This window comes from Chromobacterium sp. FG89 (assembly GCF_057808735.1).
In genome coordinates this window covers 50714-65181 of record NZ_JBMDIQ010000021.1, presented here as the reverse complement: position 1 = coordinate 65181, position 14468 = coordinate 50714, and the positions used below count along the sequence as shown (strand labels likewise).

The 14468-nt window shown below is 60.5% G+C and carries 15 protein-coding genes and 1 pseudogene; 4 read left to right on the top strand and 12 right to left on the bottom strand.

What is annotated here, in order from left to right:
* Positions 1 to 108: 108 nt before the first annotated feature.
* The 9 genes from ACODRW_RS18865 to ACODRW_RS18825 form a co-directional block, all read right to left on the bottom strand.
* Complete coding sequence (locus ACODRW_RS18865) at positions 109 to 522, bottom strand: phosphatase domain-containing protein (protein WP_488906434.1); 414 nt, start codon at positions 520 to 522, stop codon at positions 109 to 111.
* A 543-nt stretch (positions 523 to 1065) separates the two neighbouring features.
* On the bottom strand, positions 1066 to 1311 hold the full coding sequence (locus tag ACODRW_RS18860; protein ID WP_488906433.1) for an FKBP-type peptidyl-prolyl cis-trans isomerase: 246 nt from the start codon (positions 1309 to 1311) through the stop codon (positions 1066 to 1068).
* Between the two features lie 420 nt (positions 1312 to 1731).
* A complete protein-coding gene (locus ACODRW_RS18855; protein WP_081575981.1) occupies positions 1732 to 1986 on the bottom strand; it encodes a Txe/YoeB family addiction module toxin in 255 nt (84 codons plus the stop codon).
* Complete coding sequence (locus tag ACODRW_RS18850; protein ID WP_019101444.1) at positions 1986 to 2249, bottom strand: type II toxin-antitoxin system Phd/YefM family antitoxin; 264 nt, start codon at positions 2247 to 2249, stop codon at positions 1986 to 1988. Before ACODRW_RS18850 ends, ACODRW_RS18855 begins: the two co-directional genes overlap by 1 nt.
* A 516-nt stretch (positions 2250 to 2765) precedes the next feature.
* On the bottom strand, positions 2766 to 2945 hold the full coding sequence (locus ACODRW_RS18845; RefSeq protein WP_488906432.1) for a hypothetical protein: 180 nt from the start codon (positions 2943 to 2945) through the stop codon (positions 2766 to 2768).
* Between the two features lie 386 nt (positions 2946 to 3331).
* On the bottom strand, positions 3332 to 3982 hold the full coding sequence (locus ACODRW_RS18840; RefSeq protein WP_488906431.1) for a hypothetical protein: 651 nt from the start codon (positions 3980 to 3982) through the stop codon (positions 3332 to 3334).
* A 367-nt stretch (positions 3983 to 4349) separates the two neighbouring features.
* Positions 4350 to 4826, bottom strand: a complete 477-nt coding sequence (locus ACODRW_RS18835) for an FKBP-type peptidyl-prolyl cis-trans isomerase (protein WP_048410490.1) — start codon at positions 4824 to 4826, stop codon at positions 4350 to 4352.
* Positions 4827 to 4989: 163 nt separating this feature from the next.
* Entirely contained in the window at positions 4990 to 5511 is a 522-nt protein-coding gene (locus ACODRW_RS18830) for a hypothetical protein (RefSeq protein ID WP_488906430.1), read from the bottom strand.
* Positions 5512 to 6237: 726 nt separating this feature from the next.
* Positions 6238 to 7173: a LysR family transcriptional regulator gene (locus ACODRW_RS18825; protein ID WP_107799912.1), complete on the bottom strand. Its 936-nt coding sequence runs from the start codon at positions 7171 to 7173 to the stop codon at positions 6238 to 6240.
* Between the two features lie 209 nt (positions 7174 to 7382).
* Here ACODRW_RS18825 and ACODRW_RS18820 point away from each other — a divergent pair, with 209 nt between their 5' ends.
* Together ACODRW_RS18820 and ACODRW_RS18815 are read left to right on the top strand one after the other, a co-directional pair.
* Positions 7383 to 7454, top strand: coding sequence for an NAD(P)H-dependent oxidoreductase (locus ACODRW_RS18820; RefSeq protein WP_370646608.1), 72 nt, complete (start codon positions 7383 to 7385; stop codon positions 7452 to 7454).
* A gap of 152 nt (positions 7455 to 7606) precedes the next feature.
* Positions 7607 to 8131: pseudogene (locus ACODRW_RS18815) on the top strand (NAD(P)H-dependent oxidoreductase); the annotation flags it as partial.
* Between the two features lie 26 nt (positions 8132 to 8157).
* Here the strand turns inward: ACODRW_RS18815 and ACODRW_RS18810 are convergent.
* The gene (locus ACODRW_RS18810; protein ID WP_488906429.1) at positions 8158 to 10113 is read right to left on the bottom strand and encodes an oxidoreductase; all 1956 of its coding nucleotides are present in this window, start codon (positions 10111 to 10113) and stop codon (positions 8158 to 8160) included.
* Positions 10114 to 10251: 138 nt separating this feature from the next.
* Here ACODRW_RS18810 and ACODRW_RS18805 point away from each other — a divergent pair, with 138 nt between their 5' ends.
* Positions 10252 to 10836 (top strand): cupin domain-containing protein, encoded by a 585-nt coding sequence (locus ACODRW_RS18805; protein ID WP_235089585.1) that lies wholly within the window; start codon positions 10252 to 10254, stop codon positions 10834 to 10836.
* Positions 10837 to 11231: 395 nt separating this feature from the next.
* Positions 11232 to 12266, top strand: a complete 1035-nt coding sequence (locus ACODRW_RS18800) for an ABC transporter substrate-binding protein (protein WP_488906428.1) — start codon at positions 11232 to 11234, stop codon at positions 12264 to 12266.
* Between the two features lie 66 nt (positions 12267 to 12332).
* Here the strand turns inward: ACODRW_RS18800 and ACODRW_RS18795 are convergent, their stop codons facing one another.
* Together ACODRW_RS18795 and ACODRW_RS18790 are read right to left on the bottom strand one after the other, a co-directional pair.
* The gene (locus tag ACODRW_RS18795) at positions 12333 to 13763 is read right to left on the bottom strand and encodes a carbohydrate-binding protein (protein ID WP_488906427.1); all 1431 of its coding nucleotides are present in this window, start codon (positions 13761 to 13763) and stop codon (positions 12333 to 12335) included.
* A 67-nt stretch (positions 13764 to 13830) separates the two neighbouring features.
* A complete protein-coding gene (locus ACODRW_RS18790) occupies positions 13831 to 14463 on the bottom strand; it encodes a lytic polysaccharide monooxygenase auxiliary activity family 9 protein (RefSeq protein WP_235089590.1) in 633 nt (210 codons plus the stop codon).
* Positions 14464 to 14468 lie beyond the last annotated feature (5 nt).

Sequence of the window (14468 nt, the reverse complement as noted above, 5' to 3'; positions counted from 1 at the left end):
GCGCTCACATCCACCCCTTAGATGACAAAACGCAGGGTTTTACCGCACAGCGGGTGATTGCGACTAAAGGAGTGCCAAAAAGCCCTCAAAAGAGGGCTTTTTACTTCATCAAACCTGGGCGCTGTTCAGCCCCAGTCCGCGCCACATATCGGCATGAGCATTGGAGCGCTCAAAGAACATCCGAACAGGATATTTTATTTTTCCATTATGGAACCATTCATTCTTTATTTCCATGTAGTCGCGATTATCATCATCGGCACGCATCAGCAAATCATAATCTTCATTGCCGCCCATAAAATTAAAAATCAATTTCTTGACTTCTTCGCGCTTGGACTCTTTGATGGAGGTTGTAATCAGGATGCGATAGCCTGCACGATGCGGCCTCAAAGCCGTCAAAACTTGAATCAAATTCCAGTTATAAGAAGAATTTCCGTAGAACTCGGAAACAAAATCAACACCAGAGATAACGGCCCCAAGCTCAAAAGCCATGTAAGCATTTTCAACAGTCATTTGATTTTCCATTACAAACACCTTAAGTAAACATTAACACTCCAAGCCAAATCCAATGACCCGAACCATAACCAGCAGCTTTAGCAATTGAAAACCCTAGCAAAGCTAATCATCCAAAAACAGTATATCTATAAAGCTGTACCGATACAGTCTGACAAGTATCACTGCCATTCAAATAATGGCAATAAAAAACAGCAGCTACTTGGTTCCACTCTCGACACCCATGATTCTGGCCATCAGGTTTTATGAATATTTAAACGTATACTCTCAGTTCCTTACCGTAGCTTTTGTAAAGACCCCTGCCTCAGAAATAACAATGAAAAATTTTACAAACAGAAGCGGCCGAATCTCTGACGAATTCACCGCAATCAAAAACCAACATCAACACAAATACCTAATGTTAGCCATCAAAGATAATATGCTTTGAGACATCAAAGTTGATCTCACAAGTGGCAAAGCACTCAACAACAGATAAGCAACACCCAAACCGCCAGGCCCCAGGCAAAACAAAGCCCTCCCAAATCGGGAGGGCTTTGTTTATATGAGGCTGGGGAATCAATGCTGATGCCCATGCTCGCCGTGCACATGCTGGTGAGCGATTTCCTCAGCCGTTGCCGCGCGCACGTCCACCACTTTGACGGCAAAGCGCAGGGCTTTGCCGCATAGCGGGTGGTTGCCGTCCAACAATACCGTGGGGCCTTTGATCTTGGTGACGAAGTAGTAGCGCGGCTCGCCATCCGGGCCGATGCGCTGGATTTGGCCGCCTACCTTCACGCCAGGCGGGAAGTCCGACTTGGGCATGGTGGTGACCAGGGCTTCGTCGCGGGCGCTGAAGGTGTCGAGGAGCGGGAGGGCGTCAAGCCGGCGGCATCCTGCGAAACGAAAGTAGCCGTACACGGTAGGCCGCGGACCCTACTAAATCATCATCCGCGCAGCGGACTCAATGCCTTGGCAATTGTGCTTAGAACGTGTTTACGATCTCGCGAGCTAAGGCGAGACAAGGCGTTGCGGCTGAAACAGCGGAGTGTACACACGGTACATGAGCATTTTGAAGACGTACTCACCGTGTAACGCTCCACGACGCGCAGCAGATCGTAAACAGGTTCTTAGACCCGCTAACAAAACCCCTGATGCTGCCTTGCGCCTCCTTGTCGTACTACGTGTACTGCCTGCGTCGGCGCGCCTTGGCTCAGGTACGCTGCGAGCTTTTGTTAGCAGCTCTTAGTAGTGGTAGCGGCACTGCAAGATGGTCAGAACATTGCTCTGGACAGCGTAGACCAGCCGATGCTCATCATCGATGCGACGCGACCAGAAGCCAGCAAACTGGTGCTTAAGCGGCTCAGGCTTGCCGATCCCCTCAAACGGGTTGCGCTGGATGTCCTTGATCAGAGCGTTGATGCGCTTGAGGGTAGGCTTGCTGCTCTGCTGCCAGTAGAGGTAATCCTCCCATGCGTTGTCATCAAACTTGATCTGCATTACTCGCCCTCGTCTTCGAGAAGCGTTCTCTCTTTGGCCGCCCCGCTGTGAAACCTTGCCGCCGCATCGGCCAGACGCTTGGCATTTTCAGGGGAGCGCGTCAGGTAGGCGGTTTCTTCCAGCGCGTTGTAGTCGGCCAGCGACATGATCACCACCGGTTCACCGCGCTGGGTGGTGACTATCACCGGCGCCCGGTCTTCGTTCACTTGACGCATGACTTCGGCCAGGTGCTGGCGGGTGTGGCTATAGGTAAGCGCTTTCACGGTGTTCCTCGCTCAAATCGACAATGATTGTACAAATCATAGCACAACTCAGGCGGCATGGTTCACGCACTAAGAACGTGTTTACGATCTGCTGCGCATCGGCGATCCGGCGTTGAAACCATCTTCGAAATGCTCATGTACCGTATGTACATTCCGCTTTCTCAGCCGTTTTCGCCTTGTCTCGCCTTAGCTCGAGAGATCGTAAACACGTTCTAAGCATTCTCATCAAGGGCCGCGGCCTCGCCGTCTTCAAGAATATCTTGCATAAACTCGCCTTCATCCATCGCTTGGATGAATAGGTACGCATTATCCAGACGCCGAAGCAAGGCCTACCTCCCAGTGCGCCGCCGCCGGGTGACATGTGCCCACGCCTCCATCTCCAAATATGTCAGAGCCTGCGGGCCGCAGTCCGAAAAATGCCGCCCTGCCGATAAGCAACGCCAAATAATAGGTGGGGTCCAAACAAAACAAAGCCCTCCCCAATGGGGAGGGCTTTGTCTGAATGAAGCGGGGGAATCAGTGCTGATGCCCGTGCTCGCCGTGCACATGCTGGTGAGCGATTTCCTCAGCCGTGGCCGCGCGCACGTCCACCACTTTGACAACAAAGCGCAGGGCTTTGCCGCATAGCGGGTGGTTGCCGTCCAACAATACCGTGGGGCCTTTGATCTTGGTGACGAAGTAGTACGCGGCTCGCAATCCGGGCCGATGCGCTGGATTCGGCCGCCTACCTTTACGCCGGGTGGGAAGTCCGACTTGGGCATGGTGGTGACCAGGGCTTGGTCGCGGGCGCCGAAGGTGTCTTCGGAGGCTCGTTCTAGCGTGGCTTGAAAACCCGACTCCAGGCCTTCAAGCACGACTTCCAACTTGGCGAACAGCTTGTCCCAACGCCGTGCAGGTAGGAAGAATCGGGATATTTGAGATAGGCGGGGAAGCTCATAATCAACTCTTTACTTAAGAGTTCTATCCAAAATACGAGTGAGAGGAGTAGATAAGAAAACGACTTACATTTAAATGCGAAATAATTTTCGCACATGGCCTGAACATCTAGCCCACAAAGCCATGTGCGACATCTTAATTATTTATTACTGCCCTTTAAACTTGAAAGTGTAATAGGCACTGATCGCCGTAGTCGACCGACCAGGATTGTATTCAACAATATAGTCATTTTTAAACGTCAGGGGTTTATCCGTCTGAATAATGACAGTCCCGCTGCTATCGTTGCTCGGAATGGGGAAATGTTGTACGGCCTGCCCGGGAGGAACAACCCTGTCTCCATTAAACAGATATATCCAGTCAAGACTACGACTCGGAGTATTACCATCGGGCGTGGAGTATTTAACGGTAAGATATGATTTCCCATCCATATTTTTCTGACCGATAACACTCAGCGTTGTTGCTTCTGATTTCACATATTGCCCATTGTCCATGAGAACGGTGGCGCAAATCGAATCGTCACCTGTATTGTTGTTCACAATAAAGCCGACTGTATATGGTCCGTCAGAAAAATCGTAACCTTGGACCACGAGAGTGACTTCCCCCTCCAAATCTTTGGCATCTGCTTTTGCAATCGGGTTGCCTGTAGCCTGATAGCCTGGCCAGATTCCAATTCTGGAATCACCGGATGCGGTAATGGCCTTATACCTTGCCTTGACAGTGACGGTATCCATCATACGAACATCATAAACGCGCGTACTACCCATTACCGAAGAGGCTTTTTCGAAAAATTCGCTCATGTCGCACTCCCAAGAAAATTAAATAAAATTGACGCATCACCAATAAGATAGATACGTACTGACACTTTAGATCCAATTAATTTTTCTGCTTGATATTTTTAACGAACAACTCTGGCAAAAAGAACTAATTTCGTTCTATATAATATTGTTCTTGTTTAATAAAAAAATACCGAACAATTCAGGTTGTTTTTATTTAATTATCCAACGTCAAAATGATTCAAATTAAGTTGAACGCTTCTTGGAATGTGTCGAGATATCAAAGTTGGCAAATCTCTCACCAACTAATCCTCTCCCCCAAACCACCAGACCCCAGACAAAAAAAAGCCCTCCGTTTGAGGAGGGCTTTTTTTGTGTGAGGCCGGTACTATCAATGCTGATGCCCGTGCTCACCGTGCACATGCTGGTGAGCGATTTCCTCAGCCGTTGCCGCGCGCACGTCCACCACTTTGACGACAAAGCGCAGGGCTTTGCCGCATAGCGGGTGGTTGCCGTCCAACAATACCGTGGGGCCTTTGATCTTGGTAACGAAGTAGTAACGCGGCTCGCCGTCCGGGCCGATGCGCTGGATTTGGCCGCCTACCTTCACGCCGGGCGGGAAGTCCGACTTGGGCATGGTGGTGACCAGGGCTTCGTCGCGTTCACCGAAGGTGTCTTCGGTAGCCAGTTCCAGCGTGGTTTGAAAACCTGATTCCTGGCCTTCCAACGCGGCTTCCAGCTTGGCGAACAGGTTGTCGTAATCGCCGTGCAGGTAGGAGACGGGCTTCTTGCCATCGTCGTAAACCAGACCCTGGCTGTCGGTGACTTTCATGCGCAGGGTGACGGCGGTGTTGGCGGTGATTTTCATGGCGGGCAATAACAAAAAAATGGAAGCGGGAAGGTTCTCAGTTCAGCGAGGGAGTGTCAACCGAAACGCCCCTGCTTTGCTGGATACGGATGCGGCTGTTTGCTGGAAGAACCCTACCCTTCCCCAACAGCCAGCCCCGAAGGGGCCGGCTACCCTTCCCAGCTTATCCCCTCTTCTTCCGCCCCAACTTACGCGGCAAGGCCTCCAACTCGTCCAGGCTGAGATGGAAGCGTTGCACCGCCTCCACATGCCTCGGCAGGTCCACCTGCTCCACCCCCAGATTCAACAACAACTCCAGATAGTTGAAGAAGCTCTTGCACAGGCGGCGGCGGTGGCCGCGGGCGCTGAAATCCATATCGCTGGCGATGCGGAACAGCAGGCCGCGCGCGGAGTGCTGGCGGTTGAGTTTCAGCATCTGCGCCAGATGGGCGGCGTACTGATGGCCCAAGGCGCGGGCTTCACATTCATCCTTGGCTTCGGCCGGCTGCCAGTAATGCGGATAGGTGCGGCCTTTGATGCGGCGGATGAAGGGCAGGCTGAGGTCTTTGGCGTGGGGGCCGGCAAACCGGTAGCGCGAGCGCGGCCCTAGCGGCGGGAGTGGAGAGGCGTCCTGATGGACGTCTTTGGTTTCCGTAGCGGATGGAGTGAGTTCGATGCCTAGCACCGGACGGACTAGCTTTACCATTTGCAACCTCCTGAGCAGAAGGGCCCGGCCGCAAGGCGGCAGGGCGGGCACATGACAAGAGTTAGCCTACCGGTGAGTTCTTACGAAAGCCGGCGCGCCCGCGAGGGCGCCACTTGCCATGGCCCGCCCGAATAGGCAAAGCAATGGCAGCGGATACGCTGTGGAAACAGCGCATCCGCAGTAAGAACTCATAAGCGGGAGGCTAATCCCGAGCGCCGCGATTGCTGCGGCGCGGGGGCTATTGTTGAGGAGGAGTGGGAGGGCGTCAAGCCGGCGGGGTCCGGTAAGGTGGATCGCCGCCATCATCTTGTGCGGCGCAGCGGGGTTCCGCGTGGGTATCGCTACGCTCCACCCACCCTACGCGCGGCCGCTCGTCATGGGTAGGGTGGGTGGAGCCGCAGGCGATACCCACCAGCCGCCGGCCCCGGCAGGAACAAGCCATTAGCGCAGCAGAACGTAACCGGTTCTAAGAACGTGTTTACGATCTCGCGAGCTAAGGCGAGACAAGGCGTTGCGGCTGAGAAAATGGAATGTACGCGCGGGTACATGAGCATTGCGAAGCGGTACTCACCGTGTGACGTCTCACGACGCGCAGCAGATCGCAAACCGGCTCTAAGAGCTGCTAACAAAACCTCGCAGAGAGCCTGAGCCAAGGCGCGCCGACGCAGCCGTACAAGTCGTACGGCAAGGAGGCGCAACGCAGGATCAGGGGTTTTGTTAGCGGGTCTAAGAGAGAGGCACCGCATCCGCCGCCAACCCCGCCTGCGCATTGACCAGGGTGATGATGAAGTCCCGCATCCAGCGATGGCCGGGGTGCTGCTGGGTGCGGTCGTGCCAGGCCATGCCCACTTCAAAGCTTTCGGTGGGCAGCGGAAACTCCACTTGCTTCAGCGCGTCGCCGCGGTCTTGCACCAGGCGCTGCGGCACCAGCGCGACAAAGTCGGACTGGGCCACCATTTCCGGCACAAACAGGAAGGACGCGGCGGACAAGGCCACGTTGCGGCGCAGGCCCAGCGCCGCCAGCGTGCGGTCCACCGGGGTGAAGAAGCCGTTGCCGTCCAAGGACACGATGACGTGGTCCAAGGCCGCGTATTCTTCCACGCTCAGCCCTTCTTTCAGGGTGGGGTGGTCGCGGCGGCCTATCAGCACATAGTGTTCGTCAAACAGACGGCAGCTTTGCAGCTTGGACGGGGCGGCCGGCGGGGTCAGCAGCGCCAGGTCCAGATCGCCCTGCTCCAGTTGCGCTTCCAGCCGGTGCAGGTCCAGCGCGCGCACCGCCACCCTCACGCCGGGCGCGCTTTTGCGCAGTTCCCGCGCCAGCGGGATCAGCAGCGCGGCTTGCAGGTAATCGGTGCAGGCGATGGCCACGGTCAGGTCCGCGCTGGCCGGCTCAAAATCCTGATGTCCGGCCACGGTGGCGCGCACTTCGTTGAGCGCCTTGCGCAGGGGCTCGAACATTTCCAGCGCCTTGGCCGTGGGATACATGCCGCGGTGGACGGCCACCAGCAGCGGGTCGTCAAACAACTCGCGCAGGCGGTTCAATTGCGCGCTCACCGCCGGCTGGCTCAAGCTCAGCCGCGCGGCCGCGCGCGTCACGTTCTGTTCCACCAGCAAGGCTTCCAGCGTTACCAGCAGATTGAGGTCGAGTCGTTTGGTATCCATCTGATGAATAGTAAGCAATAAAAACCGTGATTTCACGAATAGTTGACCGCGCGTCAGACTGGCGGCTTTCCACCGTGAAACTCTTGGAGGCCGCATGAACCGACAAGCTCTCATCATCCACGCCCACCCGGACCCGGCCTCGCTGACCACCCAATTCGCCGCGCTGGCGCGACAAAGCAGCGCAAGCGGCTGGCGATGGATTGTTGATCATGCTGTTTCCGCTATGGTGGTACGCCCTTCCCGCCTTGCATAAAGGTTGGATTGACCGAGTCTACGCTTAAAACCTGTTCACGATCAGCTGCGCGTTGGCGATACGGCGTTGAAAACGTCTTCAGAATGCTCATGTACAACATGTACATTCCGCTTCTTCAGCCGTTTTCGCCTTGTCTCGCCTTAGCTCGCAAGATCGTAAACAGGTTTTTACGGCTTCGCCTATGGCTACCGCAACGAGGGCAACCGCTGGCGCTACGGCGACGGTGCGCTGAGCGGCAAACGCGCGATGCTGGCCGCGATGGTGGGCGGACAGGAGCGGGACTACGGCCCGCGCGGCATCAACGGGCCGCTGGAGCAACTGTTGTTTCCTGTGACACACGGCTGCCTGTTCTACCCCGGCATGGACGTGCTGCCCACGCATGCGGTGTACGACGCCAACCGTCTTTCCGCCGCCGATATAGACGCGGCCAAGGACGCCTGGCGGCAAAGGCTGCTTGGGGTGTTCGACGAAGCGCCCATTCCCTTCCGCCGCCAGAACGGTGGCGATTACCCGGACGGCCACACTTTGGGCGAACAGGTAGCCGCCGACGTCAGCGGCCTGAGAACCTGTTCAAAGTCTGCTGCGCTTCAGCGATACGGCGTTCAAAACAAGCTCAAAATGCTCATGTACCACGTGTACATTCCGCTTTTTCGCTTGTTTTCGCCTTGTCTCGCCCTTGCTCGCGAGACTTTGAACAGGTTCTGACGGCGCATATCGCCGGCTGACGGCGGCTACAAACGCCAGCCCAGCCGCATACCTTCATAAACGGCTTCTTCCGCGGTGCGCGGCGCCAGGCAATCGCCTATCGCGTGCAGTTCGGCGCCGCAGCCGCTCAGTTCCTCCCATAAACCATCCTCGGCCTGGTGCCCCTGACACAGCACCAGGCAGTCCACTTCGCTCTCCACCATGGCTTCCTCGCTGGCGGTGTGCAGCAGATACACGCTGTCGTCGTCGTGGCCGTACAGGCGCGCGTACGGCGTCACCGTCACGCCGGCGCGTTGCAGTTGGCCGGCCAGGTGGTCTCGCACATACATTTGCAGCGCTTCGCCGGCATGGGTGCCGTTGACCGCCAGCCTCACCTGGTGGCCGGCGGCGGCCAGCCGCAGCGCGATGCCGGGGCCGATCCAGTCGCAGCGCCAGTCCGCCACCAGCACCTTGCCGCCCCGCACCGCTTCGCCGCGCAGCACTTGCCAGGCGTCCAGCACTTGCATGGCGCCGCCGCCTTCCAGCGCCGGCCAGCGCGGCCGCGCGCCGGTGGCCACCACCACCGCGTCCGGGGCCAGCCGCCGCACCAGTTCGCGGTCCACCCTGACGTTGCGCCTCACTTCCACGCCGGCCAGTTGCAGTTCCCGTTCCAGGTTGGTGATCAGCCCGCCGAATTCCGCGCGGCCGGGCAGCAGTTGCGCCAGCAGCGCCTGGCCGCCCAGTTGCGGGCCGGCTTCGTACAGACTGACCTGGTGGCCGCGCTGCGCCGCGATCACCGCCGCCTTCATGCCGGCCGGGCCGCCGCCGGCCACCAGCACTCGCCGCGGCGCGGCGGCCGGCCGCAGTTCGCCGTATTCCAGTTCGCGGCCGCTTTGCGGGTGCTGGATGCAGGAGATGGGCAGGCCGCGGTGGAAGCGGCCGATGCAGGCCTGGTTGCAGCCTATGCAGGCGCGGATATCCTCATGCCGGCCCTGCTCGGCCTTGGCCGGCAGCTCCGGATCGCAGATCAGCGCGCGGGTCATGCCGCAAGCGTCGGCCTGGCCGCCGGCCAGCACTTGCTCGGCCTCTTGCGGCTGGTTGATGCGCCCGGCCAGCAGCACCGGGATGTTCAGCGCGCGCTTGAAACGCGCCGCCTGCGCCGCCAGGTAGGCGGCCGGCAGCGCCATCGGCGGCGCGATGTGGATGGCCGCGCCCAGGGTGGCGGAGCTGCCGGCCACCAGGCTGACGTAGTCCAGTTCGCTCTCCAGCGCCCGCGTGGCCGCCAGCGCCCGCTCGGCGTCCATGCCCTCGCCTTCTTCCTCGCCGGCGGAGATGCGCAGGCCCACCACAAAGCCCGGCCCGCCGCCGGCGCGGGCGGCGGCCACCGCTTCGCGCAGGAAGCGCAGCCGGCCGGCGTCGCCTCCGCCGTAGCCGTCTTCACGGCGGTTGACTTGGGGGTTGAGGAATTGCGCCGGCAGATAGCCGTGGCTGGCGACGATCTCGGCGCCGTCCACGCCGGCGGCGCGCAGCCGCCTTGCGGCCGCGCCGTAGCCGGCGATGATTTCATCTATCATTTCGCGGCTCAGCGCGCGCGGCTGCACGTGGAAGCGCTCGCTGGGGGTCGCCGAAGGCGCGTAGGCCACGCTCAGCAGGCCGTCGGCGCTTTCCATGATTTCGCGGCCGGGGTGGAACAGCTGGGCGAACAGCTTGCAGCCTTCGGCGTGCACGGCCTCGGCCAGTTGCCGGTAGCCGGGCACGCAGCTGTCGTCGGTGGCCATCAGGGCGTGCGAGGTGTAGTGCGCGGTTTCGTGGACGCCGGAGACTTGCAGCACGATCAGGCCGACGCCGCCGCGCGCCCGCGCCCGGTGGTAGGCCACCAGCGCCGGGCTGACCCGGCCGTCCACCGGCAGCACGGTGTCGTGGCCGGTGGACATGATACGATTCTTCAGCAGCGCCGGGCCGATGCGCAGCGGGGAGAACAGCAAGGGGAACAAGGTGCTCATCGCGTGGACCTTTGATCGGGTTTGGCGGACGCCAGCTCTATGGCAGTTTGATTTTGCTTAAATTAAAATTTATTGCAAATTTTTTTAATAAAATACAAGTCAGAACCGCGAACACACGCCGCGGCACAGGATTTCATCGTGAGCAAAAACGCAACATCCGCCGCCGACGCCCCGCTGCAGCTGGGCGCCCGCATCCGACAACTGCGCAAACGCCAGGGCCTGACGCTGAGCCGGCTGGCCGAAACCAGCGGCCTGTCCGTGGGCCACATCAGCCTGATCGAACGCGAGCTGGCCCAACCGTCCATCAACGCGCTGGTGAATATCGCCCGCAGCCTGGGCGTGACGGTGCAGTGGTTTTTCAACGGCGCCGCCGAACAGGCCGAGGACGAGAAGGACTACATCGTGCGCCGCGATCAACGGCCGCGGCTGGATTACCAGAGCGGTTTCGTCGACCATTTGCTGACGCCCAAGAACCAGCGCCAATTGGAGATGATCCATTGCCTGATCCCGCCCGGCGCCAGCTGCGACGAGGGCTACAGCCATAACGGCGAGGAAGCCGGCTTTGTGCTCAAGGGCTCGCTGGAGTTGTTTGTCGGCGAGCGCCAGTTCCATCTGGAACAGGGCGACAGCTTCGCCTATTCCAGCAGCGAGCCGCACCGCTACCGCAACCCGGGCAGCAGCGAGACCATCGTGATATGGGTGATTACTCCGCCCAGCTTCTGAGAACCAGGCCAAAGTCTGCTGCGCTTCAGCGATACGGCGTTGAAACCATCTTCAGAATGCGCATGTAGCACGTGTACATTCCGCTTTTTCGCTCGTTTTCGCCTTGTCTCGCCTTAGCCCGCGAGACTTTGAAGAGCCTGTTTGCGATCTGCTGCGCGTCGTGAAGCGTTGCACGGCGAGTACCGCGTCGAAATGCCCCCCAGCAAAGCCGCTCCCTCAGCGGTTTTCGTTTTTTCCCGCGCGGGCTTGCGCAGCGCCCGGCCCGCTCAAAGCCTGCTGATGCCGCAACAGTTTTTTAATAAAATCAAAATAAATTTTACAGTTTTTTGATCGCTTCCTAGACTGTCCCGGCCGGCGCGGATAAGCCGGCCACGCAGCATCAGAGGAGACCGATCATGAAATTGACGCATCTGAGCATCGCCGCCAGCCTGCTGGCCGGCGGCGTCGCCTCCGCCAACCAGCTGGTGGTGGTGTCCTACGGCGGCGAGAACCAGGCGGCGCAATCGCGCGCCTATTACGCGCCCTATCAACGTCAAAGCGGCGTGCGCATCGTCGCGGACGCCTGGAACGGAGAGTTCGCCAAGATCAAGGCGATGGCGGCCACCGGCCGCTCGCGCTGGGACGCGGTGGAGGTGGACGCCGCGGCGCAGGGGCGCGGCTGTGAGGAGGGCTTGCTGGAGAGGCTGGATTACAGGCGGATAGGCGACAAGGCGGACTTTGTGCCCGGCGCGGCCCAGCCTTGCGCCATCGGCATGTTCCTGGCCTCCATGGTGCTGGCTTACAACGAGGACAAGCTGAAAACCGCGCCGCAAAGCTGGCGCGATTTCTGGGACGTGAAGCGTTTCCCCGGCAAGCGGGCATTGCGCCGCGGCGCGCCCTACACGCTGGAGATCGCGCTATTGGCGGACGGCGTGCCGCCGGCCGAGGTTTACAAAACCTTGGCCACGCCGGCCGGGGTGGACCGCGCCTTTCGCAAGCTGGATCAGCTCAAGCCCTATATCCAGTGGTGGGAAAGCGGCGCCCAGCCGCCGCAATACCTGCTGTCCGGCGACGTGGTGATGAGTTCTTCCTACAACGGCCGCATCAGCCTGGCGCGGCGCGAGGGCCGCAAGCTGCGCATGGTGTGGCGCAACAATATCAGCGAGTTCAGCTACTGGGCCATTCCCAAGGGCTCGCCCAACAAGGACGAGGCGCTGAAGTTCATCGCCTTCGCCAGCCGGCCGGAGCAGCAAAAGCTGTATTCGGAGCAGATGCCCTACGGCCCCAGCAACCGCAAGGCGCTCAGCCTGTTGCCGGCGGCGGTTCAGTCCGAGCTGCCCAGCCACTCGGCCAATATGGCCGGCTCGCTGGCGATGGACGCCGCCTTCTGGACCGATCACGGCGAGGCGCTGGAGCAGCGCTTCGCCAGTTGGGCGGCCAAGCGGCCGTAAGCGGCGCCGCTCATCCCGCAAGCTTTAATCAGCCCGCCGCCGCCGCGGCGGGCCGCCAGGCTAGGCTCAGGCCAGCCGCCACAGGGTGAAGGCCACGTCCGGCGTCCACCCGGGGTTGGAACGGTGCGCTTGCAGGCAGCGGTAAAGCTGGCCCTGGTAGCTGACGCCGTCGTCCACCTGGTAGTCGTGCTCGTTCAACCACTCCGGAAACTCCGGCTCCGGCCCGCCGCCGCTGGTGCTGGCGCTCACGCTGTTGCTGGGGCCGGAGGCGTGGCCGGCGGCGTCCAGCGCGGTGACGAAATAACGGTAGGCGGTGCCGGGCCGCAGGCCGCTGTCCAGGTAGTTGAGCGCGCTGGTCTCCCCCGCCGGCTGGCCGTCGCGGTGCAGCTGGTAATGCGCCACCGGCTGTTCGCCGCCCTGGGAGGCGTCCCAGCTCAGGCTGATGGCGGTGTCGCTGCGGCTGTCCACCTTGAGGTTTTGCGGCGCGCCCGGCCGGTTGCCGCCGCTTTCGCCGTGGATCAGTTCGGCGTAGTCGCGGACAAAGCCCCAGTCGTACGGCCGGCCGCCGGCGTCGCGTCCGGCGTCCCAGTTGACGGACCAGGTCATCAAGCCGCGGATGGGATTGCCGTCGGCAGCCAGGCGGCTGAAGGCGCGGTACACCGCGCCGGGGTCCGCCACATAGCCGGTGGCGGCGGCGTCGTTGTTGGCCGGCAGGCCGATGGCGAACTTGTCCGCCGGAATGCGCAGGAAGCCGCGGCTGCCGTTGATCAGGCTATCGGTCAGGTAATAAAGAAAGTCTTCTTTTTGCTCCTGGTTGTCCTGAGACAGCCAGGCGTTCAGCTCGTCCACCCAGACGCCGTCGCCGCCCTGGTTGTAGTACTGCGGGGCGATGAAGTCGTAATAGCCGTCCAGCGCGGCGAGGTAAGGCGCGTATTTGTCCCCGGTCTTCAGGTAGGGGAATTCCGGCGCCATGCTGATGATGAAGCCGCGGCCCTCGGCGGCGTAACGGTCTTTGACCCGCTTGAGCGCGGCCGGGATCACCGCGCTGTTATCGGCGGCGGCGATGGCGCTTTGCTCCAGATCGATGTCCAGGCCGTCGAAGCCGTAGGTTTCCACCAGGCGGATGATTTCGTCGGCCAGCGCTTGCTCTTGCCCGGCATGCAGTTCGATGTGGGCGTCCGCGCCGCCCAGCGAGATCAGCACTGCCCGCCCCTGGCGATTGAGTTCGCCCACTTGTTCGCGGAAGGCCTGATCGCTCAGATTGTAGGGTTTGAAAGTGGGAATGCCGGCGCCCTTCATGAAGGCCACCGCCACGATATTGTAGTCGGCCGGGGTTTCCGCCAGCGGCAGGTCCGCGGACTGGCCGCGCTGGTAGCCGTTGCCCGGCTCCGACGGCCAGTTGTGCCAGAAGCCCATCAAGAAGTTGCCCGCGATCTCCGGCATCAATGAGGCGTCGTCGCTCAGCGCGCGCCGTTCCGGCTTGGCGAATTGATTCATCTGCCCTTCCTTTCATGGAGACGACAGCGGCGGCCCAGGCCGCCGCGCCTTGCGCGATGCGCGTCGATCAGCTGAAGTCGAAATCGATCACCTGATAAAAGGCGTTGCCGGTGTCGGCCACTTCCCAGACCGCCAGCACCACGTGATAGCCCTGGCGCTCCGGCAGCCTGACGTTATGGATGGTGGGGTCCGGCGGCATCAGTTCGGCGCCGTGGGACCAGTAAGGCTGGGCGGTCAGTTCCACTTTATAGAAAGGCTCGGACTCGAACTGGGCGCGGCTCAGCGGCTGGCTGGGATTCCAGCCGGGCTTGGTGATGAAGTAGTTCCAGCGCCGGGTCAGGTGGACAGCGTGATAGCTCCAATGGAATTCCTGCGCCTGACCGGATTTGACCGGGTGCTTGTGCCAACGCTCGGCGCTCTGCTCGTCCAGCACCGCGGCGAAGGCCTGGCCGGCGCTGGCGATCTTGCCGTCCGCCGGCGGGGCCACATTGGCCACGTCGTCCGGCGCCAGCGGGTCGCGCAGGCCGCCCGCGCCGGCGGGGAAGAATTTGCCGCCTTCCAGGCCGTTGACCTGCCAGCTTTGCAGCGGGCATTGGGCGTTGACGCCGTCCACGCAGAACTGGCCGCGCGATTCCGGCTTGAACACTTGGCCATGGCGCGGCTGTTGGCCAGGCCTGGATTCGACATTGGTGTAGCTCATCAGGA

What these genes read in the sequence shown, in the direction of transcription:
- ACODRW_RS18865 (WP_488906434.1), bottom strand. Translation starts at nt 522, where the DNA reads ATGGAAAATCAAATGACTGTTGAAAATGCTTACATGGCTTTTGAGCTT.
- ACODRW_RS18860 (WP_488906433.1), bottom strand. Translation starts at nt 1,311, where the DNA reads ATGCCCAAGTCGGACTTCCCGCCTGGCGTGAAGGTAGGCGGCCAAATC.
- ACODRW_RS18855 (WP_081575981.1), bottom strand. Translation starts at nt 1,986, where the DNA reads ATGCAGATCAAGTTTGATGACAACGCATGGGAGGATTACCTCTACTGG.
- ACODRW_RS18840 (WP_488906431.1), bottom strand. Translation starts at nt 3,982, where the DNA reads ATGAGCGAATTTTTCGAAAAAGCCTCTTCGGTAATGGGTAGTACGCGC.
- ACODRW_RS18835 (WP_048410490.1), bottom strand. Translation starts at nt 4,826, where the DNA reads ATGAAAATCACCGCCAACACCGCCGTCACCCTGCGCATGAAAGTCACC.
- ACODRW_RS18830 (WP_488906430.1), bottom strand. Translation starts at nt 5,511, where the DNA reads ATGGTAAAGCTAGTCCGTCCGGTGCTAGGCATCGAACTCACTCCATCC.
- ACODRW_RS18825 (WP_107799912.1), bottom strand. Translation starts at nt 7,173, where the DNA reads ATGGATACCAAACGACTCGACCTCAATCTGCTGGTAACGCTGGAAGCC.
- ACODRW_RS18810 (WP_488906429.1), bottom strand. Translation starts at nt 10,113, where the DNA reads ATGAGCACCTTGTTCCCCTTGCTGTTCTCCCCGCTGCGCATCGGCCCG.
- ACODRW_RS18800 (WP_488906428.1), top strand. Translation starts at nt 11,232, where the DNA reads ATGAAATTGACGCATCTGAGCATCGCCGCCAGCCTGCTGGCCGGCGGC.
- ACODRW_RS18795 (WP_488906427.1), bottom strand. Translation starts at nt 13,763, where the DNA reads ATGAATCAATTCGCCAAGCCGGAACGGCGCGCGCTGAGCGACGACGCC.
- ACODRW_RS18790 (WP_235089590.1), bottom strand. Translation starts at nt 14,463, where the DNA reads ATGAGCTACACCAATGTCGAATCCAGGCCTGGCCAACAGCCGCGCCAT.